This is a genomic window from Paractinoplanes toevensis (genome assembly GCF_018332695.1).
GTDB classification, from domain to species: domain Bacteria; phylum Actinomycetota; class Actinomycetes; order Mycobacteriales; family Micromonosporaceae; genus Actinoplanes; species Actinoplanes toevensis.
Genome location: NZ_BOQN01000009.1, coordinates 1 through 13,847, shown reverse-complemented (window position 1 = coordinate 13,847; position 13,847 = coordinate 1). Strand labels below are relative to the sequence as shown.

The 13,847-nt window shown below is 67.6% G+C and carries 33 protein-coding genes; 1 reads left to right on the top strand and 32 read right to left on the bottom strand.

The features are described 5' to 3' along the window. Positions 1–382: 382 nt before the first annotated feature. The 15 genes from Ato02nite_RS52930 to Ato02nite_RS03230 all read right to left on the bottom strand — a co-directional run bounded on the left by Ato02nite_RS52930 (position 383) and on the right by Ato02nite_RS03230 (position 5,598). Complete coding sequence (locus tag Ato02nite_RS52930; protein WP_369076916.1) at positions 383–520, bottom strand: helix-turn-helix domain-containing protein; 138 nt, start codon at positions 518–520, stop codon at positions 383–385. Positions 521–549: 29 nt separating this feature from the next. Beyond that, positions 550–732 carry a hypothetical protein gene (locus tag Ato02nite_RS03295; protein ID WP_213004848.1) on the bottom strand — a complete coding sequence of 61 codons (183 nt, stop codon included), beginning with the start codon at positions 730–732 and terminating at the stop codon, positions 550–552. Beyond that, positions 729–971, bottom strand: a complete 243-nt coding sequence (locus Ato02nite_RS03290; protein WP_213004847.1) for a response regulator transcription factor — start codon at positions 969–971, stop codon at positions 729–731. The genes Ato02nite_RS03295 and Ato02nite_RS03290 overlap by 4 nt, the downstream gene beginning before the upstream one ends. After that, positions 968–1,189 (bottom strand): hypothetical protein, encoded by a 222-nt coding sequence (locus Ato02nite_RS03285; protein ID WP_213004846.1) that lies wholly within the window; start codon positions 1,187–1,189, stop codon positions 968–970. The genes Ato02nite_RS03290 and Ato02nite_RS03285 overlap by 4 nt, the downstream gene beginning before the upstream one ends. Then, entirely contained in the window at positions 1,182–1,355 is a 174-nt protein-coding gene (locus tag Ato02nite_RS03280; RefSeq protein WP_213004845.1) for a hypothetical protein, read from the bottom strand. The genes Ato02nite_RS03285 and Ato02nite_RS03280 overlap by 8 nt, the downstream gene beginning before the upstream one ends. Positions 1,356–1,464: 109 nt before the next feature. Then, positions 1,465–1,758 carry a hypothetical protein gene (locus tag Ato02nite_RS03275; protein ID WP_213004844.1) on the bottom strand — a complete coding sequence of 98 codons (294 nt, stop codon included), beginning with the start codon at positions 1,756–1,758 and terminating at the stop codon, positions 1,465–1,467. Further along, complete coding sequence (locus Ato02nite_RS03270) at positions 1,755–2,108, bottom strand: hypothetical protein (RefSeq protein WP_213004843.1); 354 nt, start codon at positions 2,106–2,108, stop codon at positions 1,755–1,757. Before Ato02nite_RS03270 ends, Ato02nite_RS03275 begins: the two co-directional genes overlap by 4 nt. Continuing rightward, complete coding sequence (locus Ato02nite_RS03265) at positions 2,105–3,079, bottom strand: phage Gp37/Gp68 family protein (RefSeq protein WP_213004842.1); 975 nt, start codon at positions 3,077–3,079, stop codon at positions 2,105–2,107. Before Ato02nite_RS03265 ends, Ato02nite_RS03270 begins: the two co-directional genes overlap by 4 nt. Next, positions 3,079–3,375, bottom strand: coding sequence for a hypothetical protein (locus Ato02nite_RS03260; protein WP_213004841.1), 297 nt, complete (start codon positions 3,373–3,375; stop codon positions 3,079–3,081). Before Ato02nite_RS03260 ends, Ato02nite_RS03265 begins: the two co-directional genes overlap by 1 nt. Further along, the gene (locus Ato02nite_RS03255) at positions 3,372–3,656 is read right to left on the bottom strand and encodes a hypothetical protein (protein WP_213004840.1); all 285 of its coding nucleotides are present in this window, start codon (positions 3,654–3,656) and stop codon (positions 3,372–3,374) included. Before Ato02nite_RS03255 ends, Ato02nite_RS03260 begins: the two co-directional genes overlap by 4 nt. Then, on the bottom strand, positions 3,653–3,973 hold the full coding sequence (locus Ato02nite_RS03250) for a hypothetical protein (RefSeq protein ID WP_213004839.1): 321 nt from the start codon (positions 3,971–3,973) through the stop codon (positions 3,653–3,655). Before Ato02nite_RS03250 ends, Ato02nite_RS03255 begins: the two co-directional genes overlap by 4 nt. Continuing rightward, positions 3,970–4,233 carry a hypothetical protein gene (locus Ato02nite_RS03245; RefSeq protein ID WP_213004838.1) on the bottom strand — a complete coding sequence of 88 codons (264 nt, stop codon included), beginning with the start codon at positions 4,231–4,233 and terminating at the stop codon, positions 3,970–3,972. The genes Ato02nite_RS03250 and Ato02nite_RS03245 overlap by 4 nt, the downstream gene beginning before the upstream one ends. Next, entirely contained in the window at positions 4,230–4,460 is a 231-nt protein-coding gene (locus Ato02nite_RS03240; protein ID WP_213004837.1) for a hypothetical protein, read from the bottom strand. The genes Ato02nite_RS03245 and Ato02nite_RS03240 overlap by 4 nt, the downstream gene beginning before the upstream one ends. After that, entirely contained in the window at positions 4,457–4,780 is a 324-nt protein-coding gene (locus Ato02nite_RS03235; protein WP_213004836.1) for a hypothetical protein, read from the bottom strand. The genes Ato02nite_RS03240 and Ato02nite_RS03235 overlap by 4 nt, the downstream gene beginning before the upstream one ends. An 8-nt stretch (positions 4,781–4,788) precedes the next feature. Next, positions 4,789–5,598 (bottom strand): hypothetical protein, encoded by an 810-nt coding sequence (locus tag Ato02nite_RS03230; protein ID WP_213004835.1) that lies wholly within the window; start codon positions 5,596–5,598, stop codon positions 4,789–4,791. 105 nt (positions 5,599–5,703) lie between these two features. Here Ato02nite_RS03230 and Ato02nite_RS03225 point away from each other — a divergent pair, with 105 nt between their 5' ends. Next, positions 5,704–5,952 (top strand): hypothetical protein, encoded by a 249-nt coding sequence (locus tag Ato02nite_RS03225; protein ID WP_213004834.1) that lies wholly within the window; start codon positions 5,704–5,706, stop codon positions 5,950–5,952. A 5-nt stretch (positions 5,953–5,957) separates the two neighbouring features. Here Ato02nite_RS03225 and Ato02nite_RS03220 read toward each other — a convergent pair whose 3' ends face one another. From Ato02nite_RS03220 to Ato02nite_RS03140, 17 genes are all read right to left on the bottom strand, one after another. Then, positions 5,958–6,134, bottom strand: a complete 177-nt coding sequence (locus Ato02nite_RS03220) for a hypothetical protein (RefSeq protein WP_213004833.1) — start codon at positions 6,132–6,134, stop codon at positions 5,958–5,960. Positions 6,135–6,322: 188 nt separating this feature from the next. Further along, positions 6,323–6,565, bottom strand: coding sequence for a LexA family protein (locus Ato02nite_RS03215; protein ID WP_213004832.1), 243 nt, complete (start codon positions 6,563–6,565; stop codon positions 6,323–6,325). Next, positions 6,562–6,714: a hypothetical protein gene (locus Ato02nite_RS03210; protein WP_213004831.1), complete on the bottom strand. Its 153-nt coding sequence runs from the start codon at positions 6,712–6,714 to the stop codon at positions 6,562–6,564. The genes Ato02nite_RS03215 and Ato02nite_RS03210 overlap by 4 nt, the downstream gene beginning before the upstream one ends. Continuing rightward, a complete protein-coding gene (locus tag Ato02nite_RS03205) occupies positions 6,714–6,908 on the bottom strand; it encodes a hypothetical protein (RefSeq protein WP_213004830.1) in 195 nt (64 codons plus the stop codon). Before Ato02nite_RS03205 ends, Ato02nite_RS03210 begins: the two co-directional genes overlap by 1 nt. A gap of 51 nt (positions 6,909–6,959) precedes the next feature. Beyond that, positions 6,960–7,994, bottom strand: coding sequence for a hypothetical protein (locus Ato02nite_RS03200; RefSeq protein WP_213004829.1), 1,035 nt, complete (start codon positions 7,992–7,994; stop codon positions 6,960–6,962). Continuing rightward, the gene (locus Ato02nite_RS03195; RefSeq protein WP_213004828.1) at positions 7,991–8,284 is read right to left on the bottom strand and encodes a hypothetical protein; all 294 of its coding nucleotides are present in this window, start codon (positions 8,282–8,284) and stop codon (positions 7,991–7,993) included. Before Ato02nite_RS03195 ends, Ato02nite_RS03200 begins: the two co-directional genes overlap by 4 nt. Then, positions 8,284–8,793: a single-stranded DNA-binding protein gene (locus tag Ato02nite_RS03190; protein ID WP_213004827.1), complete on the bottom strand. Its 510-nt coding sequence runs from the start codon at positions 8,791–8,793 to the stop codon at positions 8,284–8,286. Before Ato02nite_RS03190 ends, Ato02nite_RS03195 begins: the two co-directional genes overlap by 1 nt. 2 nt (positions 8,794–8,795) lie before the next feature. Then, positions 8,796–9,203: a hypothetical protein gene (locus Ato02nite_RS03185; protein ID WP_213004826.1), complete on the bottom strand. Its 408-nt coding sequence runs from the start codon at positions 9,201–9,203 to the stop codon at positions 8,796–8,798. Continuing rightward, positions 9,200–9,379 carry a hypothetical protein gene (locus tag Ato02nite_RS03180; protein WP_213004825.1) on the bottom strand — a complete coding sequence of 60 codons (180 nt, stop codon included), beginning with the start codon at positions 9,377–9,379 and terminating at the stop codon, positions 9,200–9,202. Before Ato02nite_RS03180 ends, Ato02nite_RS03185 begins: the two co-directional genes overlap by 4 nt. After that, the gene (locus tag Ato02nite_RS03175) at positions 9,376–9,777 is read right to left on the bottom strand and encodes a RusA family crossover junction endodeoxyribonuclease (protein ID WP_213004824.1); all 402 of its coding nucleotides are present in this window, start codon (positions 9,775–9,777) and stop codon (positions 9,376–9,378) included. Before Ato02nite_RS03175 ends, Ato02nite_RS03180 begins: the two co-directional genes overlap by 4 nt. Beyond that, the gene (locus tag Ato02nite_RS03170; RefSeq protein ID WP_213004823.1) at positions 9,774–9,983 is read right to left on the bottom strand and encodes a hypothetical protein; all 210 of its coding nucleotides are present in this window, start codon (positions 9,981–9,983) and stop codon (positions 9,774–9,776) included. The genes Ato02nite_RS03175 and Ato02nite_RS03170 overlap by 4 nt, the downstream gene beginning before the upstream one ends. Continuing rightward, positions 9,983–10,564 (bottom strand): 3'-5' exonuclease family protein, encoded by a 582-nt coding sequence (locus Ato02nite_RS03165; RefSeq protein WP_213004822.1) that lies wholly within the window; start codon positions 10,562–10,564, stop codon positions 9,983–9,985. Before Ato02nite_RS03165 ends, Ato02nite_RS03170 begins: the two co-directional genes overlap by 1 nt. Next, positions 10,564–11,121 (bottom strand): hypothetical protein, encoded by a 558-nt coding sequence (locus Ato02nite_RS03160; RefSeq protein ID WP_213004821.1) that lies wholly within the window; start codon positions 11,119–11,121, stop codon positions 10,564–10,566. Before Ato02nite_RS03160 ends, Ato02nite_RS03165 begins: the two co-directional genes overlap by 1 nt. Then, complete coding sequence (locus Ato02nite_RS03155) at positions 11,121–11,573, bottom strand: ASCH domain-containing protein (RefSeq protein ID WP_213004820.1); 453 nt, start codon at positions 11,571–11,573, stop codon at positions 11,121–11,123. Before Ato02nite_RS03155 ends, Ato02nite_RS03160 begins: the two co-directional genes overlap by 1 nt. Continuing rightward, a complete protein-coding gene (locus tag Ato02nite_RS03150; protein WP_213004819.1) occupies positions 11,570–11,968 on the bottom strand; it encodes a hypothetical protein in 399 nt (132 codons plus the stop codon). The genes Ato02nite_RS03155 and Ato02nite_RS03150 overlap by 4 nt, the downstream gene beginning before the upstream one ends. Next, entirely contained in the window at positions 11,965–13,134 is a 1,170-nt protein-coding gene (locus Ato02nite_RS03145; RefSeq protein WP_213004818.1) for a recombination directionality factor, read from the bottom strand. The genes Ato02nite_RS03150 and Ato02nite_RS03145 overlap by 4 nt, the downstream gene beginning before the upstream one ends. 10 nt (positions 13,135–13,144) lie before the next feature. After that, a partial coding sequence (locus tag Ato02nite_RS03140; protein ID WP_213004817.1) for a hypothetical protein occupies positions 13,145–13,847 on the bottom strand: 703 nt, incomplete at its 5' end.

Sequence of the window (13,847 nt, the reverse complement as noted above, 5' to 3'; positions counted from 1 at the left end):
CAAGATCGTGACAGCTTGACATCTCGACGTAGCTGCGGGTCTGCCATAAATGGCGTACGCTGGGGCCATAAGCTTTTGCACAGCCTGGCCCTCCCTTCTCTTGGCTTCTGGGGTAGAGAAGCGGGTCGGGTTAGCGCGGTCGGCGGTGCTACCAACACCAATGGCCGCGCGTCTTTTTATCTTACGACATCTGTGCGATTTCCCGGGCGTGTCGCTCCCCGTTTCGGACGTGAATTCCGTTGCCCTGCAAGGAGATCCACCCGCACGGGTGTTGACGCCGGGCACAGTGCGGCCCGCAATCATCGGGCCGATTTCTGGCACAGAAATGATCACGGGCGCTCCTTTGTAAATGTGCAGGTCTCTAATTTGTGTTGTGGTTGAACTAATTGCTGTTGCGTCGCATCCACGCCAAATACCGCTCCACCGTCCGCCGATGCACCCCAACCCGCGCCGCAGCCTCCGCCACGGTGTCGCCGGCCTGAACCAGTCGCACGGCACGACGCCGCCGGAGGTCGACCATCTCGGGGGTGAGATCGAGACCGGCGGTGCTCACGCGCGGATCTCGTTCTTGGCCCGGTTGATGGCGTCCTTCGCCTCGGCGAGAGCCTTGAAGAACCCAGGGTCGGCCAGCCCGCGCAGGTCGTCGCCCGCGTCGCCCAGCTCCTTGTAGGCGGCGCTGAGGCAGTCGGCGGCGTGGTACCAGCACTCGCGCTCGTTCGGGATCTCGGTCACGACGTCACCTTCCGGTCGGTGGGCAGCAGCCCTTCCTGGTAGCCGCGGGCCACCACATGGGTCCGGTTGCAGGCGGTCAACGCCCAGCGCAGCGCCTTGATGTGCGTTTCGACCGTGCCCTTGGAGACGCCGAGGGTGGCGGCGATCTCCTGGTCGGTGTCCCCTTCAGCGAGCAGCCGCAGCACCTCCTGCTGGGCGGGGGTGACGTAGACACGCTCGCGGACGTTGTAGCCGGTCACGTCGGCTCACCCGCCACCCCGGGCACGATCCGTGCGAGCGCCTTCAGGTAGTTGCCGGCGTCGAGCACGGAGATGGTCTGCTCGTGTTCGGTGAGCTGGTCGAACCGAGGGATGAACCCGGCGTTGAAGACGCTGGTCCGGGCCAGCTCGTTACGGGCCATCGCCAGCAGTCGGGCGGTGACCGTGACGCCGTTGATGGTGAACGTTTCGTCAGACATCAGGGTCACCTGCTGCGATGTCACGGGATTCCCGCAGCGCCAAAGCGACTGCGGGCTTTGCCTCGGTGAGGCTCCCGTCGGCTTCAACCTCGTAGGCACGGACTTGCCCGTCGGTGCCCATGACGAGAATCAGGTCGCCGTGGGTGTGGATCAGATGCTGCTTCACCGGGCGCCTCCCCTGAGAAAGGCGACACGCCACACCCGGTGGTCGTCGGTCAGGACCCACTCGCCGATGTCCCAGATGAAGACGCGGCGCCGGGAGAAGCGGTAGGCGGTCATAGGGCATCCGCCTCCTGGATGGCGTCCTGTAGTGCCAGGTAGCGCCGTTCGGCTTCGCAGTCCCACTCGTGGGCGTCGTTCGGGTCCATGCCCTCCGGTCGGTCGGGCTGGGCGACGTAGGCGCGGGCCGCATCGGCGATCACGGTCAATCGCTCGACCTCAGCAACAAGGTCTGGAACGTCGCTGGCGGACTCCCCGGCGAACCATCCCGCATCGCGCCACCCGCCCTCCCGGTAGGCGCTGCCGTAGACGTCCGAGCGGTTCCTGATTGCGTCGAGGTCAAGGCTCATCGTTCCGTCTCCTCTCCAGCCCACAGCCGGGCCCTCGTGACCCGCCGACGCTGGCCGGCGCACGCGGCGGCCAGGTACGGGAATCTGTCGCTGGTTGAGTCGCAGTGCTCGATGACGTCCTGGAGGATCGCTGAGTCCTTCGGATAGCCGCCGGAGTCGCTGGTGCTGGCCCCCTGACGGGCCTTGATGTAGCCGTCCTGGCGGCCCAGGACGTAGCCCATAACGGCGGCCTCCCGGACCAGGCGGCGCTCGTAGCGGGACAGGACGCTCAGGGCGGTGTTCGCCCGGGTGGCGCGGCGCCTGTCGCCAGCCAGAACCATGCGGACGACGTCGGTGGGGAGGGTGGTCACTGCGCCATCCCAGCGGCAGTCGGAAACTCGTCCCATTCGCGGCCTTCCAGCAAGCGACCAGCGGCCTTCTTGCCGACCTTCTGGACCATCGCTCCCGGGTAGGCGCGGATCTCCTTGCCCGGAGCTACGCCTGCCACGAACGGCGCCCATTCACCCCACTGTTTGAAGTGATAGCGGACGTCCGCCCTGACGCACTGGTCACGCAGGCTCTGCGCCCATTCCGGCAGCATCGGGCGCGCCTTCGGCCCGGACTCGCCGCCGCACACGATCCAATCGAGTGCCGGGAACTCCTGGGTCTGCCACTCGACCTCGTTCTCCTCGGTCGAGCAGGTCAGGCACTGGTAGTGAGTGCCCTGGAAGTCGCGTTCGTGGCCGCTGTGGTCGTCGGCGAGAACGATCGGGCCGAGCAGTGGCTCCGCCGAGATCCAGCGGACTGCGGCCGGCGTGGCGAGCAGGGCGGGGATGCGGAGGTCAGCCCATTTCTGGTTTTCGGTCGACACGCCGATCCAGGCGTTGGGTAGGGCATGCGGCGCCTGCCCGGGAATCAAGTCGTATCCGCGAACAGCGCGTGCCGCGTCGACCATGGCCCAGAACGCGGGCGAGTTGAGTACCGACCGCATCCGGCCGTGCCGCTTGGTCAGCACCTGGAAAATGTGCTGCTCGGCGATGCTGATGACCGCGAAGACCTCGGCGATGAACTGGGTGGGCACCTCGTCCTGGAACAGATCCGCGAGGCTGCACACGAAGATCATGCGAGGCTTGGTCCACCGCATCGGGATGCCGAGTCGCTCGGAGTGCAGTTTGACACCAGTCGTCGCGCCGATGTCCGGGCCGTCGAACTTGCGGTGAGCCATCCGGAACGGCGGGGTGCGGTCGATGTAGCAGTTCAGACATCCCTCGGATGTCTTCGAACAGCCCGTGATCGGATTCCAGGTGGCATCCGACCAGGAGATGTGGGTCTTGTCGCCCATCAGCCGATCACCTCAACGTGGTAGTCGGCGAGGACCGTCAACCGCGACATCCCCTCGAACCGTGGCTTGTCGTAGGCCACGACGAGCTCCACGTCGCGCTCGTTGCGCGCGGTGACCGCCACGATGTTGCCGGTGCCGTCTCGGTACGCCTCCGGGTACTGCTGGCCGCGATGCCGGACCCGGGCGCCAGCGGTCAGGGTCTTGTGCTGCTCGTAGTCGATGTAGCCGCGGTCGTGGAGGCCGGCCAGCAGTCGCTCGGCCTCTTGCTGCTCGGCCGGAGTCAGGGTTGCGGTCACTGGGCCGCCCCCTCATGGATTGCCTGCTGGAAGACGCCGACCGGGAGGTCAACGTCGCCGTTCAAGTCGTTGCCGTCGGTGTCGCGGGTCAGGGCAGTGACTGCCGTGACGATTGCCTGCAGCCGCTCGATCTCAGCGGCGAGATGCGGAACCATCTCCGCGAGTTGGCGTTCGCGGATGGACGCCTGAAGGTCGACGTGCTTGGACGCCGGTTCGTCGAGGATGCGCCGGTAGTCGTCGTACTTGCTGTGCGCGACCTTGACCCAAGTGCTGCCGCTCATCGGATTGCCTCTGGGTCGATGCCGTACTCGGTGAGCCACTCCCACAACATCTCGCCGAGGTGACTGCCGTCCTGCCACGACTCCCACAGGGCGCGGGCCAGAGCGTCGGCCTGGTGCACCCCGGCGCGTTCCTGGATTTCGCGGAGCAGGAACAGGACGCCCCACTGGTGGACGAACCTGCCCATGGCGTCACGGCTGACGTCGGGCGCGTCGATGGTCTTGATGTGGAGGTGCTGCGTGGCGACGGCGAGGTGCCGGGCGAGCTTGTCGGCGGTCACGTCGTCGGCGCTGGTCGGGTACGGGGCGAGGTTGGTCATCGGTTCGCCGCCCGCAGGATCTCGCGACCAGCGTCGGTCAGGTTGTAGCTACCGCTACCACCAAGCACAATCCACTCGGCCTGCTCAAGCTCGCGGGCGCGGGCCGTGACCTTGGTCCGGGTTGCGGTAATCGGGTTGTAGATCCCGGCCAGTCGTTCGTCACGCCAGACAACGTCCCCTCGACGGTCAGCGACGATCAGCCCGTCCTTGGCGTCCTGAAGCAGGTCAAGGCGGGTCCTGGTGGGGTGGAGGTCGGTCATCGGTTCATCTCCTCGGTCTCGTCGTCCCAGTCGTGCACCCGCACCTGGACGTCCTGGCCGTTGTGGACGCGGTGGTCGGAGAACTCGGCGCAGAACACGCCGATCTCGCCGTCGACCTTGTGGAGGTAGCCGCAGCGCGGATCCGGCACCGAGCCGCTCGCGGTGACATGCACGGCGGGCTCGAAGGGGTGAGCAGGGACGGTGGTCAGAACGGGGAGGGTGATCACGCCGCACCTGCCGCGTTCAGCCCGGTGGCCATGGCCTGCGCCTGCGCGAACCGGGCCTCGGCGCTGGTCGAGGTGTCGCCGTCGCCGTCGAGGTACAGCCCGTCCAGTTCGAAGATCTGGTCACCGGACTGGAAGGTGCCGGGCAGTCGCAGGGTGTCGTCGTCCTCAGAAGGCGCGGCGGTGCCGCGCACGATCGAGACGCGGAACTCCTCAGCGTCGTCGGTCTCCTCGCGGGCCACGTCGAACGACGAGAAGACGTAGCCGTACTGGTCGGCGAGAACGGCCAGCCAGGGGCCGCGCAGGAAGTCGGGATTGGTCATCGCTCCGCTCACTTCGGCTGTGGGAAGTTGAGATTGGTCAGATCGCCGGACTTCACCAGTTGGAGCCGGTCGACCGGCTTGCCGTCCCGGAACGCGTTCCACGCCCGGATAAACAAGGCCAACTGCTCGGCGCGGGTGATCCGATCGATCCGAGAACGGGCGATCTTGTTGCGCAAGGCCAGCACCGCACTGCGGTTCGGCAAGTTCGCGCCCGAGATGTACTGATCGAAGAACTGGTGGGTCTGCTCACTGTCGATGCTGGCGAACAGGTAGTAAGCCAGCCCAGCCGGGGCTCCGGCGCCGAGCCCACGGTTCTGGCAGTCCGTAGCGCGTTTGCTCGCGGCGTCGAAGAGGCCCGGCTCGGCCATGTATCGGTCGATGACTTCACTGGTGGTTGGCAGGTGCGTACCGCCACGACCCATGAAGACTTTCGCGTCCCACATGATCGCCCAGCGGACGATTGCGGAGCAGCGCATCCGGTCGGCAACCCCAGCAATGCGAAGTACATCCGAGGCGGTGCGGGCGGCGCCGGTATCTACAACCTGCATGGCCTGGGCGGGCACGTCGTAGGCCACATCGAAGGTGACCGGGACGCCTGCCATCACGACAGCGCGTAGGCGGTTCTGCCCGTCAATGAGGTTGCCGTCGGGGTCGAACTTGATGGTTTCGCCAGTGTTGCCCTGCCAATTTCCGCTGATCATGTCGCGGGCGTAGGCGGGGATCTTGCTGCCCTTGGGGAGGCGGTTGTTCTCGACGTTCTTGCCGAGCCACTGCTTCGCGATACGCGGGGTGACTTGGACGGTTTCGTAGCGGGCCATGGGGCTCCTCGGCTGAGTTCTTGTTGGCCAGCCTCTCGCTGGGCCGTAAGCTAGACCGTACCGCGTTCCTTAAGGAACGACAAAGGCCAACCTAGAGGAATGACGATGTCGATCACGCTGGAAGTGCCGCCTTACGGCACTCCTTACGGAGAGCGGTACGATCCGGACATGCCGAAGACCAAGACCATGGGCGTCGAAGCGCTGCGAAAAGTGCTTGGTCAAGAGCTTGAGAAGGCCGCCGAAGAGGGCACGCACATCTTCGCGACCAAGCACGGCATCGACCGCGGCGTCTTCGTCCCGATGGACTGGTACCGCAGGGCGCGGGAAGCTCTCAAAGAGCCGACCGACCGGTAGCCGCCTCACGCCTCGACCTCCGGCGCCATGCCCTCACCGCTGCACGGCTCCCCGGTGACCCGAGGCCCGTGCCGTCCCATCCGCCACGCCCCGTGCGCCGTAACCAGCCCACCCGTCAGCGCCACCTCGCCGTGGCAGACCGGGCAGCAGCCCTCCTCCGGCACACCCACAGGCCGCCGCATCCGGGCCACCACAGCGGCGCACGCCTGACACACCACCGCCGGATCGGCAGGCTGCAACGTCGGCACCCAGCCCCGATGCTGCGACTGGTGCAGACGCCGGCCGCACACCATCACCTCGGCGGCGCAGCGGCAGACACACGGGATCTCCGAGCCGGCGGGGAACGCGAATTCAAATCCGGCGGGCAGCTTCACGGCCGGCCCGTCGCCGGGTCCAGTACGACCAGTGCCCGCGGCAAGTTGGGCGCCCGCCGGATCCAGCCCATCCGTTCCAGCTGGACCAGCTGGTACTGCACCCCGGACGGACGCAGACCGACATGCTGGCCGATCTCCCGCAGCGACGGCGCCCAGCCGTGCTCGGTGTGAAAGTCGCGGATGAACGCAAGGACACGCTGCTGCCTGGCGGTCAGAAGCGGCATCACCGGGGCGGTCACGGCGCCTCCTTACGGTCGCGGACCAGCGGATGCTCGGACGGGTCCTTGGCGGCAGGCCGGCAGCTCATCACGATGCAGGCGCAGGCGTAGGTGAGGCCGACGAGGCCAACGACGGATGCAGCCGCGACGGCGGCAATCTTCAGCAACATCACGGCCTCTTCCAGGCGACCAGCACCACGGCCGCGAGGGCCAGCAGGCCGAGCGCGAAGCTGATCCAGATCGGGGCGAGAACCCACACCCACGGCCAGGCGATGGCGCCGGTGAGCTTCAGGACGATGAACACGATGGCGAGCAGGCCGACAAAGCCGATGCCGCCGGAACTGCTGGACGAACTGTTAGCCATGAGGGCTCCTAAGATGAGGGGCGCGGCGGAGGGGGCACCGCGCCCGCCTCGCTACTTGGTGGAGACTGCGACCGAGCCGGGCTCGCCGACGAACGTCGTGCAGTTCGCGTTCTGCGCGCACGCCTGAATGCCGGCCAGCCACGTCTCCAGCTCTTTGAGCCGCAGGTACTCGGGGGACTTCGCCGCCTTCGCCAATTCGGCACTCACCGCCGTCTGCGACTGCGCCTCGATCAGCTTCTTCTTGGCATCCTCAGCTGCCGCACGCACCTCGGCCCGCTTCGCCTGCAGCGCCGGATCGTGGTAGTTGATGTCCGTGATGGAAACCCGGACGGCGGGGCAGACACCGGTCTTGCGGTCGTAGGTGATGGGCGCACCAGCCTTGTCCGTGCCGACCGCGCCGCAGAAATAGTCGCCGCCGACCTTCGCCCGGAGCTGCTCGGTGAACTCCTCGGCCATGGCGTCTTCCATCTTCTTCCAGACCTCCCGATCGACGGGCTTGTCCGGCGTCGCCGCAGCCAGCACCTTCGGATCGACGGTCAGGACGTTCGTGTCCATCTCGTCGGCCGAGTACGCCCGCGCCACCCGCTGCATCGCCTTGGCCTGAACCGGGACCAGCGTGTTCGCCAGCACCTTGTCCCAGCCCTCCTCGGAAAGCTCGGCGCTGCCGTTACTGACCCCGTAGCGGCGGCCGGTCTTCTCCCAGAACTGGACCACCGGCGAGCCCTTCCCGCCGTCGCAGTTGGTGTTCAGGTAGAACTCGACCGTCGTCCACACGTCCATCTGCGGGCCAGCCTGCCCGTCCGCACCGGGCTTCGAGCCGACGATCGTGGGCTGGCTGGTGTCACCACCGGTCGGCGCGACGTTCCAGGTGCGCAGCGAGGTGGGCAGGGCGAAGGTGTCGTTGTTCGCCTGCCACGGCCCCTTGGTGTTGGGGTCGATGCACTCCTTGAATTCTTTCTTGTCGACGGAGCCGTTCATGTAGTACAGCCAGACCTCGTCGACCGGGGGCCGAGTCGAGCACGCCGCGGTCGAGGCGACCAGGGCCAGGCCGAGGCCGATGGCGACGATGGGACGGATGCTTCTCACAGTTGGTTGAGTCCTTTGCGGTAGTCGGCCAGCCATTCGCTGACCTGCTTCTTCGATTCGGGGGAGAGGATGTCGACGGCCAGATCGCCGTCCAGGTCGGTGAGCCCGTCGAGGCGGCGGAGTACCTTTGCGGCCCGGCCGAGCAGCTTCACTGAGTTCTCGCTCAAGCCGGCCTTGCGGAATTCCTCGCGGACCGTCTTGCGGGCCTCCTGCCGCGACGGCACGGCGATGCCGACCAGAAGACCGATGACGCCGCCGATGAGCAGCGCGGCAACAGCGACGATGACCATCAGAACGGAGGCTCCGTGTCGTTCGAGGCCTGCTGCTGGCCGCCGAACCCGCGCGTCGGCTGGGCGCCCTGGGTGGCCCACGGGTCGTCGAAGTTGCCGCCACCCGAACCGCTGGACTGCTGCTGGGCGCCACTGCCGCCTGAGCGGTTCATGCGCTGCACCTTCGCCGTGGCGTAACGCAGCGACGGGCCGATCTCGTCGACCTCGAGCTCGTAGACGGTGCGCTTCTCTCCCTCGCGGGTCTCGTAAGACCGCTGGCGCAGCCGACCCTGCACGATCACCCGAGAACCGCGGTCCAGCGACTCAGCAACATGCTCGGCGGCGTCCCGCCAGATGTTGCAGGCCAGGAACAGCGGCTCGCCGTCCTTGTACTCCTGCGCCTGCTTGTCGAAAGTGCGCGGCGTCGAGGCGATGCGGAACTTCGCGACCGCCTGGCCGCCCGCGGTGAAACGCAACTCTGGCGCGTCGGTCAGGTTACCTACGACGGTGATGACGGTTTCGTTGGCCATGATCAGGCCACCTCTCTGATTGGGACGGAAGTTTGCTTGCGGCGGAAGTCGGCGACCTGCCGCCTGGTCGCACCGACCCGCCTGCCGATCTGGATGTCGCTGAGGCCTTCGCCGGCCCACCGGGCGATGTCCGTCCGCCAGCGGGTCAGACCAGGCATGCAGCGCTCGCACCGCTCGTCGGAGCCGAAGCCAACCCGGGCATTCGGGTAGCCACAGGTGGAGCAGAGCGGTAGCGCCCGACCCTCGTCGCTGTAGGCGACCCCCGCCCGGATCACCCCCAGCGGTTCGGGCTCGTCATCGCGGCATTCGCCCGCGGCCGGGCAGCGGCGGCAGATCGCCAAAGCGAGGCGTGCACCGTCGTGGTTGAAGCCCCACCACTCGGGGTCGCGACCGAGGCAAAGCGGGGTCACGACCCGACCGCCTTCGTCTCGGGCAGCCGCCAGTAGTTCGGCGAGGTTGGGCACAGCTGGCAGCGCGGCAGGTTTCCCGGCGTGTCGCAGGGGTTGGCCGGCGAACCGGCGGCGTTGGCACCACCAGCGCACTTGCTGGGCACCTCGGCGGTCACGGGCTCGGCGACGGCGGTCACGATGCCTCCGCCACGATGCGCAGCTCGATCTCGCCGAGCGCCTTCAGCGGTCCGGCGGGCACCTTGTCGCCCTCGGTGATCGCCGTCCACAGCAAGTGCTCACGCCGGTCATCCGGGATCAGCCCGTAGTCGACCAGGCCGTCGACGCAGCACTTCACGACCGCCATGTAGTTGTGCGCGTCGCGACGTCGGTCGTTGGTGAAGTGCAGCGTCGCGTACACCGAGATCTGCTGCAGGTCGCGGGGAAGCTGGGCAGAACGGGCATGTAGCGCGGTCGCTTGCCGCCACGCCCGAATCGCCACATCCGGGCGCCGCTTGTACCGCTTGTTCGCCGAAAGCCACTCGGCCGGCGCGGGGAAGCGCAGGACCCAAGTACGCGTCCCGGTCGCCGCGGTCACGCCGCCACCCGCTCGATGACGGCCTCGTCGCCGATCTTCCACACGTGCCCGGCCGCGTCGTTGATGGCGAGGGCCAGCCCGAAAGCACCCTTACGCGCGTGCTCCTCGTCGACTGCCGGGATCTGCACGACGAACGCGCGCCGGGCTGAACCGGCGCCCATGGTGAACGTGACCCGCCATTCGTGCAGGTCTGCGAGGGTGGCCATCACGCCGTCACCTGCTTAGCGCCGGTCACCACGTCGTGAAGGTCTCGGGTCCACTGGCAGTCACCGAGCGCCGTGTGCCGGGCGTACGCAGCAGGGTCGACACCGCACGCGAGCGAGATCTGATCCGACTTGCGGACCTCCGGAATCGGCTTGCCGGAGCCGTGAAGCCAACCCAGCGCCAGCGTCGGCACGTCCTCGAGGTGGTAGTGCCAGGACGGGCAGATCCCGTTGTCGCGCATCCGGGCGGCCAGGGTTTCGGCGTCGAACGACGGGTTGGAGCCCATCAGGATCGCACCCCGGGTCAGCCGCTCAACCTCGGTGAGCACCTCGTACTCGCTGAACAGACGTTCCGCGTTGCGCAGTTCCTTGGTTGCGTGCGGGTGCCGGTCGTAGAAGCCGCCGAAGCGGAGACTCTGCGGGTCCGCGTTGCCCAGATCCAGCTCGATCGAGTCGAGAAGCCATGACTGTTCGTGGTCAGGCTGGTCCGGCCGGCGGACGATGACGGCGACCTCCCAGGCGCGGCGGTCGGGACGCAGCGAGGTGCTCTCGATGTCGACAAAGACGATCGTCGGGTCGGCCATCACGCCGCCTCGTCCAGCACCGCGTACGTGGACGGGAACGACTCGCCCTCCACCGCGTAGAACTCACCGAGCAGCCCTCGCACCACCACATCGCCGACCGACACCGGCTGCCACTGGTTGCGGAGTTTCCCGAACACCTGCGCGCCGGCCTGGTCGACCCGGAACAGGCCGCCGGTGAACGCCTGCAACTCCCCGGCGTTGTCACCCGTCCACACCAGGGCGGGGATTTCGACGGGATGTTTCCGGGCCAGGAACACCCCAGCGGGCAGGTCCTGGTCGCCGGCCGTCTCGTACGTTTCGTGGAAGACGGACTCCCGGACCGGGTAGTGCTCGCCGCGCACACCTCGGGGGATCCAGTCGCCGTCGTACACCAGCACCCACGTGGAGTGCAGGACGTCGAAGACTTGGGCGGTCGCTTCGGGGTCGTCGCAGTTAGCCCGGTCGGCTTCGTCGAGGACCTGGAACTGGCCGTTGGTGAACTCGGCCAGTTCGGCCGCGTTGCTGCCAGTCCATTGGACGGCGGCGACCTTCACCGGCTTCTTACGGAAGTTCTGCATCACTGCTCCTTCAAGCTGGCGGGGGAGTGGGGAAGCTGGGCACGAACCGCCGCGTCGACGTCGTTCGGGAGTGGCCAGCCGATGAGAACCTGACCGCGGCACTCCACCGGCGCTGGGAGACGCCGGACGTTCGCGAGCACTAGGTGGTAGGCGGGGCGACCGTTGTAGACCTGTATGCCGTACGGGCCGCAGCGGCAGCGCAGCGCAGCGCTCGCCGGGTGGCAGTCGACGAGCTCCGCGACCGCCAGGACCGCGCCCAGCACGGAGATCGGGGCGCTGTCACCGACGGCCTTCGCCTGCCGCAGCATTTCGCCCATGTCGACCTGCTTGCCGGCGTGGATGGCGATGTCGCCGCGCAGCGAGGTGTTGGCGCCGCGATTCTCGACCAGCTTCAGCCCTGCGGCGATGAGGCCGGCCCACGGCTGGCGGCATGTGATGGCGGGGAGCGTCATCGGGCACCGACCACAGCGAACGTCTGCTGCACGTTCTTCGCCAGCGCCGACATGACCACCGACTGCGAGTTCAGCGTCCGCAGGTGATCCTGTGCCGCGGCGGTTGTTGCCTGGGCCAGCTCGTAGCGTTCCCGCTCGAGCGCCGTCGACTGCTCGATGAACGCGTCCCGATCGGCGACCGTGTGCCCGCCCCGGGCAGGCTTCGGGCAGTCAGGGGCGAAGAACGCCTTCCGCTTCTCCCGCTCGTACTCGTGCTTCGCGGTCACCTCCGCGTCGCGGGCGTCCCGCAGACCCTGCTGGGCGTTGTGCATGGCCCGCAACACCCAGCGCAGGGCCTTCTCCGCATCGTTCGGCGTCCACTGGTCGCACTCAAACTCTTCCCACGGCTCCGTCACTGGACCTCACCGCCTCGGATCGACTCCAGGAAGCGGGCCAGTTCGAACCCGTCGGCGACATTGCTGGGCTTGCCGAACGCCTTCGCAAACCGCTGCTCCACGGCGGCGGTGTCCCAACCGAACCCGCCGGCCACCTCGAGGATCTGTGACCACACCTGGTCCGGGTCCGGGGCGACTTCGACGTCCACCACCTCGTCCACTGGCGGGGGAGTGGCGGCAGGCGGCTCGGGTTGCTTGGCCGGCTCGGTCGCCTTCTTCGGGCCGAGCTTCGCCGCCTGCGCCTCGAGCGCCGACTTCACCGCGGCGGTGAGGACGCCGTCCGCGTTGGCGTCGGTCCACAGCGCCCGCACCTGCTGGACATTCTTCGCCTCACCGACCAGGGTCAGGTACTGCTCGGCGGTCAGCTTGGGCTGCTGCTTCGCCGCCTCAATCGCGTGCCGCTGCGCCTGGGTAGCACCCAGCGCCGCGCGAGCCGCCGTGCCCAACTCCCCACCAAACGCCTGCGCCGGGGTGATCCAGTCGAAGTGCAGCACCGGCACCATGAAGACCTTCGACTCGACCTGATCCTTTTCTGCCTTGGAAGGGTCGAAGTCCTTCTTCTCCCGCCGCTGCACCTCGAGCCGGGCGGGGATCGGCTGCGGCGCCGACTCGATCGAGGCGGCCAGCATCGGCAGTTCCGCCGCGGCGTTCCAGCCGTGCGACTCGAGTTTCCAGGTGCCCAGCGACGGAATGTCCGCGAGCATCAGCGACATGCGGGTGGTCGGCTTGCACAGCTCCCGGGGGTCGACTCGCCGGGCGCCGGCCTGCAACGCCAGGCACAGGCACTGCTGCTGACGCAGGGCTTCGGTTTCGCCGTCACACATGCGGTCCCGGAAGCCGTTGCCCCAGTGCTCGAGGTTCGGGTCGATGCGCTGCGGCGGCACCAGCACCGGGATCTCTTTGACCCCGGTGATGACCTCCCATTCGGGGCCGGACGGGCCCTTCCACGCCTGCACCTCGCCGCCGTAGCCGGCGGCCACCGCGTCGATCAGCCCTTTGGAGGCGGAGGTGAAGCGGAGGGTTTCGAGCTTGGCGGGGTACGGCTTGTTGTTCTTCGACAGCAGTTGCCGTCCGAGCCGGATCACACCGACCTGGGTGAGCCGGGACTGCAGGGTTTTGATGGCCATGGGTGTCTCCTCAGGCTGCGGTGGGAGTCGCGGGGGTGGCGGTGGCCTGCTCTTTCGCGGCCTTGCGGGCGCGGGCGGCCACCGCCTCCGGGAGGACGAACGTGCGGGATGAGATCGCGGCGGGGCCTTCTTCGATCAGCCACCGGTACAGGCCAAGGGCGTGCAGGAATCCGCGCTCGAACACGCCCAGGTCGCAGACGACCGGGCGCAGCGCGTACCCGTCGGGGCGCAGCTGGACGATGACGCCGCCGTCGGTGGGCAGCATCGGCACTTCGATGTCGGAGTTCTTCACCCGGATGATCGGGAAGTGCCGGTACCCGGACAGCTGCAGGGCGTTCTCCGGGTAGAACTTCGGCTCGTCGTCCTCACGGGTCTTGTAGTCCAGCAGCAGATCAAGGGTGAGCTGGCGTTTCTGCGCCTGCTTCCACGTGGCCGGTGTGCCCCGATGGGTAAGGATCCGGGAGATCAGCTTCGCGGCGGCCTCCGATCGGACGGCGTGGATGCGCACCACCCCGTCGGTTTGGCCGGCGGCCTCGATGTCGCGGTGCAGCAGCAGGGCTTCGGCCAGCAGGAAGTCGTCGGGGACGATGCCGTACTCGGCGACGAACTCCTCGAAGCTCTTCACGTACGGGGCGATGTCTGCGTCGTGGTCTTTGATCTCGCCGTGGTACGACCACCATTCGGCGACATCATGGAACCGCTGCCCCTCATCA

Bases quoted from the DNA above. Each gene is read 5' to 3' on its own strand.
- Ato02nite_RS52930 (WP_369076916.1), bottom strand. From the start codon at position 520: ATGGTCGACCTCCGGCGGCGTCGTGCCGTGCGACTGGTTCAGGCCGGC.
- Ato02nite_RS03285 (WP_213004846.1), bottom strand. From the start codon at position 1,189: ATGTCTGACGAAACGTTCACCATCAACGGCGTCACGGTCACCGCCCGA.
- Ato02nite_RS03275 (WP_213004844.1), bottom strand. From the start codon at position 1,758: ATGAGCCTTGACCTCGACGCAATCAGGAACCGCTCGGACGTCTACGGC.
- Ato02nite_RS03265 (WP_213004842.1), bottom strand. From the start codon at position 3,079: ATGGGCGACAAGACCCACATCTCCTGGTCGGATGCCACCTGGAATCCG.
- Ato02nite_RS03255 (WP_213004840.1), bottom strand. From the start codon at position 3,656: ATGAGCGGCAGCACTTGGGTCAAGGTCGCGCACAGCAAGTACGACGAC.
- Ato02nite_RS03250 (WP_213004839.1), bottom strand. From the start codon at position 3,973: ATGACCAACCTCGCCCCGTACCCGACCAGCGCCGACGACGTGACCGCC.
- Ato02nite_RS03245 (WP_213004838.1), bottom strand. From the start codon at position 4,233: ATGACCGACCTCCACCCCACCAGGACCCGCCTTGACCTGCTTCAGGAC.
- Ato02nite_RS03235 (WP_213004836.1), bottom strand. From the start codon at position 4,780: ATGACCAATCCCGACTTCCTGCGCGGCCCCTGGCTGGCCGTTCTCGCC.
- Ato02nite_RS03230 (WP_213004835.1), bottom strand. From the start codon at position 5,598: ATGGCCCGCTACGAAACCGTCCAAGTCACCCCGCGTATCGCGAAGCAG.
- Ato02nite_RS03225 (WP_213004834.1), top strand. From the start codon at position 5,704: ATGTCGATCACGCTGGAAGTGCCGCCTTACGGCACTCCTTACGGAGAG.
- Ato02nite_RS03220 (WP_213004833.1), bottom strand. From the start codon at position 6,134: ATGCGGCGGCCTGTGGGTGTGCCGGAGGAGGGCTGCTGCCCGGTCTGC.
- Ato02nite_RS03210 (WP_213004831.1), bottom strand. From the start codon at position 6,714: ATGTTGCTGAAGATTGCCGCCGTCGCGGCTGCATCCGTCGTTGGCCTC.
- Ato02nite_RS03205 (WP_213004830.1), bottom strand. From the start codon at position 6,908: ATGGCTAACAGTTCGTCCAGCAGTTCCGGCGGCATCGGCTTTGTCGGC.
- Ato02nite_RS03195 (WP_213004828.1), bottom strand. From the start codon at position 8,284: ATGGTCATCGTCGCTGTTGCCGCGCTGCTCATCGGCGGCGTCATCGGT.
- Ato02nite_RS03190 (WP_213004827.1), bottom strand. From the start codon at position 8,793: ATGGCCAACGAAACCGTCATCACCGTCGTAGGTAACCTGACCGACGCG.
- Ato02nite_RS03170 (WP_213004823.1), bottom strand. From the start codon at position 9,983: ATGGCCACCCTCGCAGACCTGCACGAATGGCGGGTCACGTTCACCATG.
- Ato02nite_RS03165 (WP_213004822.1), bottom strand. From the start codon at position 10,564: ATGGCCGACCCGACGATCGTCTTTGTCGACATCGAGAGCACCTCGCTG.
- Ato02nite_RS03160 (WP_213004821.1), bottom strand. From the start codon at position 11,121: ATGCAGAACTTCCGTAAGAAGCCGGTGAAGGTCGCCGCCGTCCAATGG.
- Ato02nite_RS03155 (WP_213004820.1), bottom strand. From the start codon at position 11,573: ATGACGCTCCCCGCCATCACATGCCGCCAGCCGTGGGCCGGCCTCATC.
- Ato02nite_RS03145 (WP_213004818.1), bottom strand. From the start codon at position 13,134: ATGGCCATCAAAACCCTGCAGTCCCGGCTCACCCAGGTCGGTGTGATC.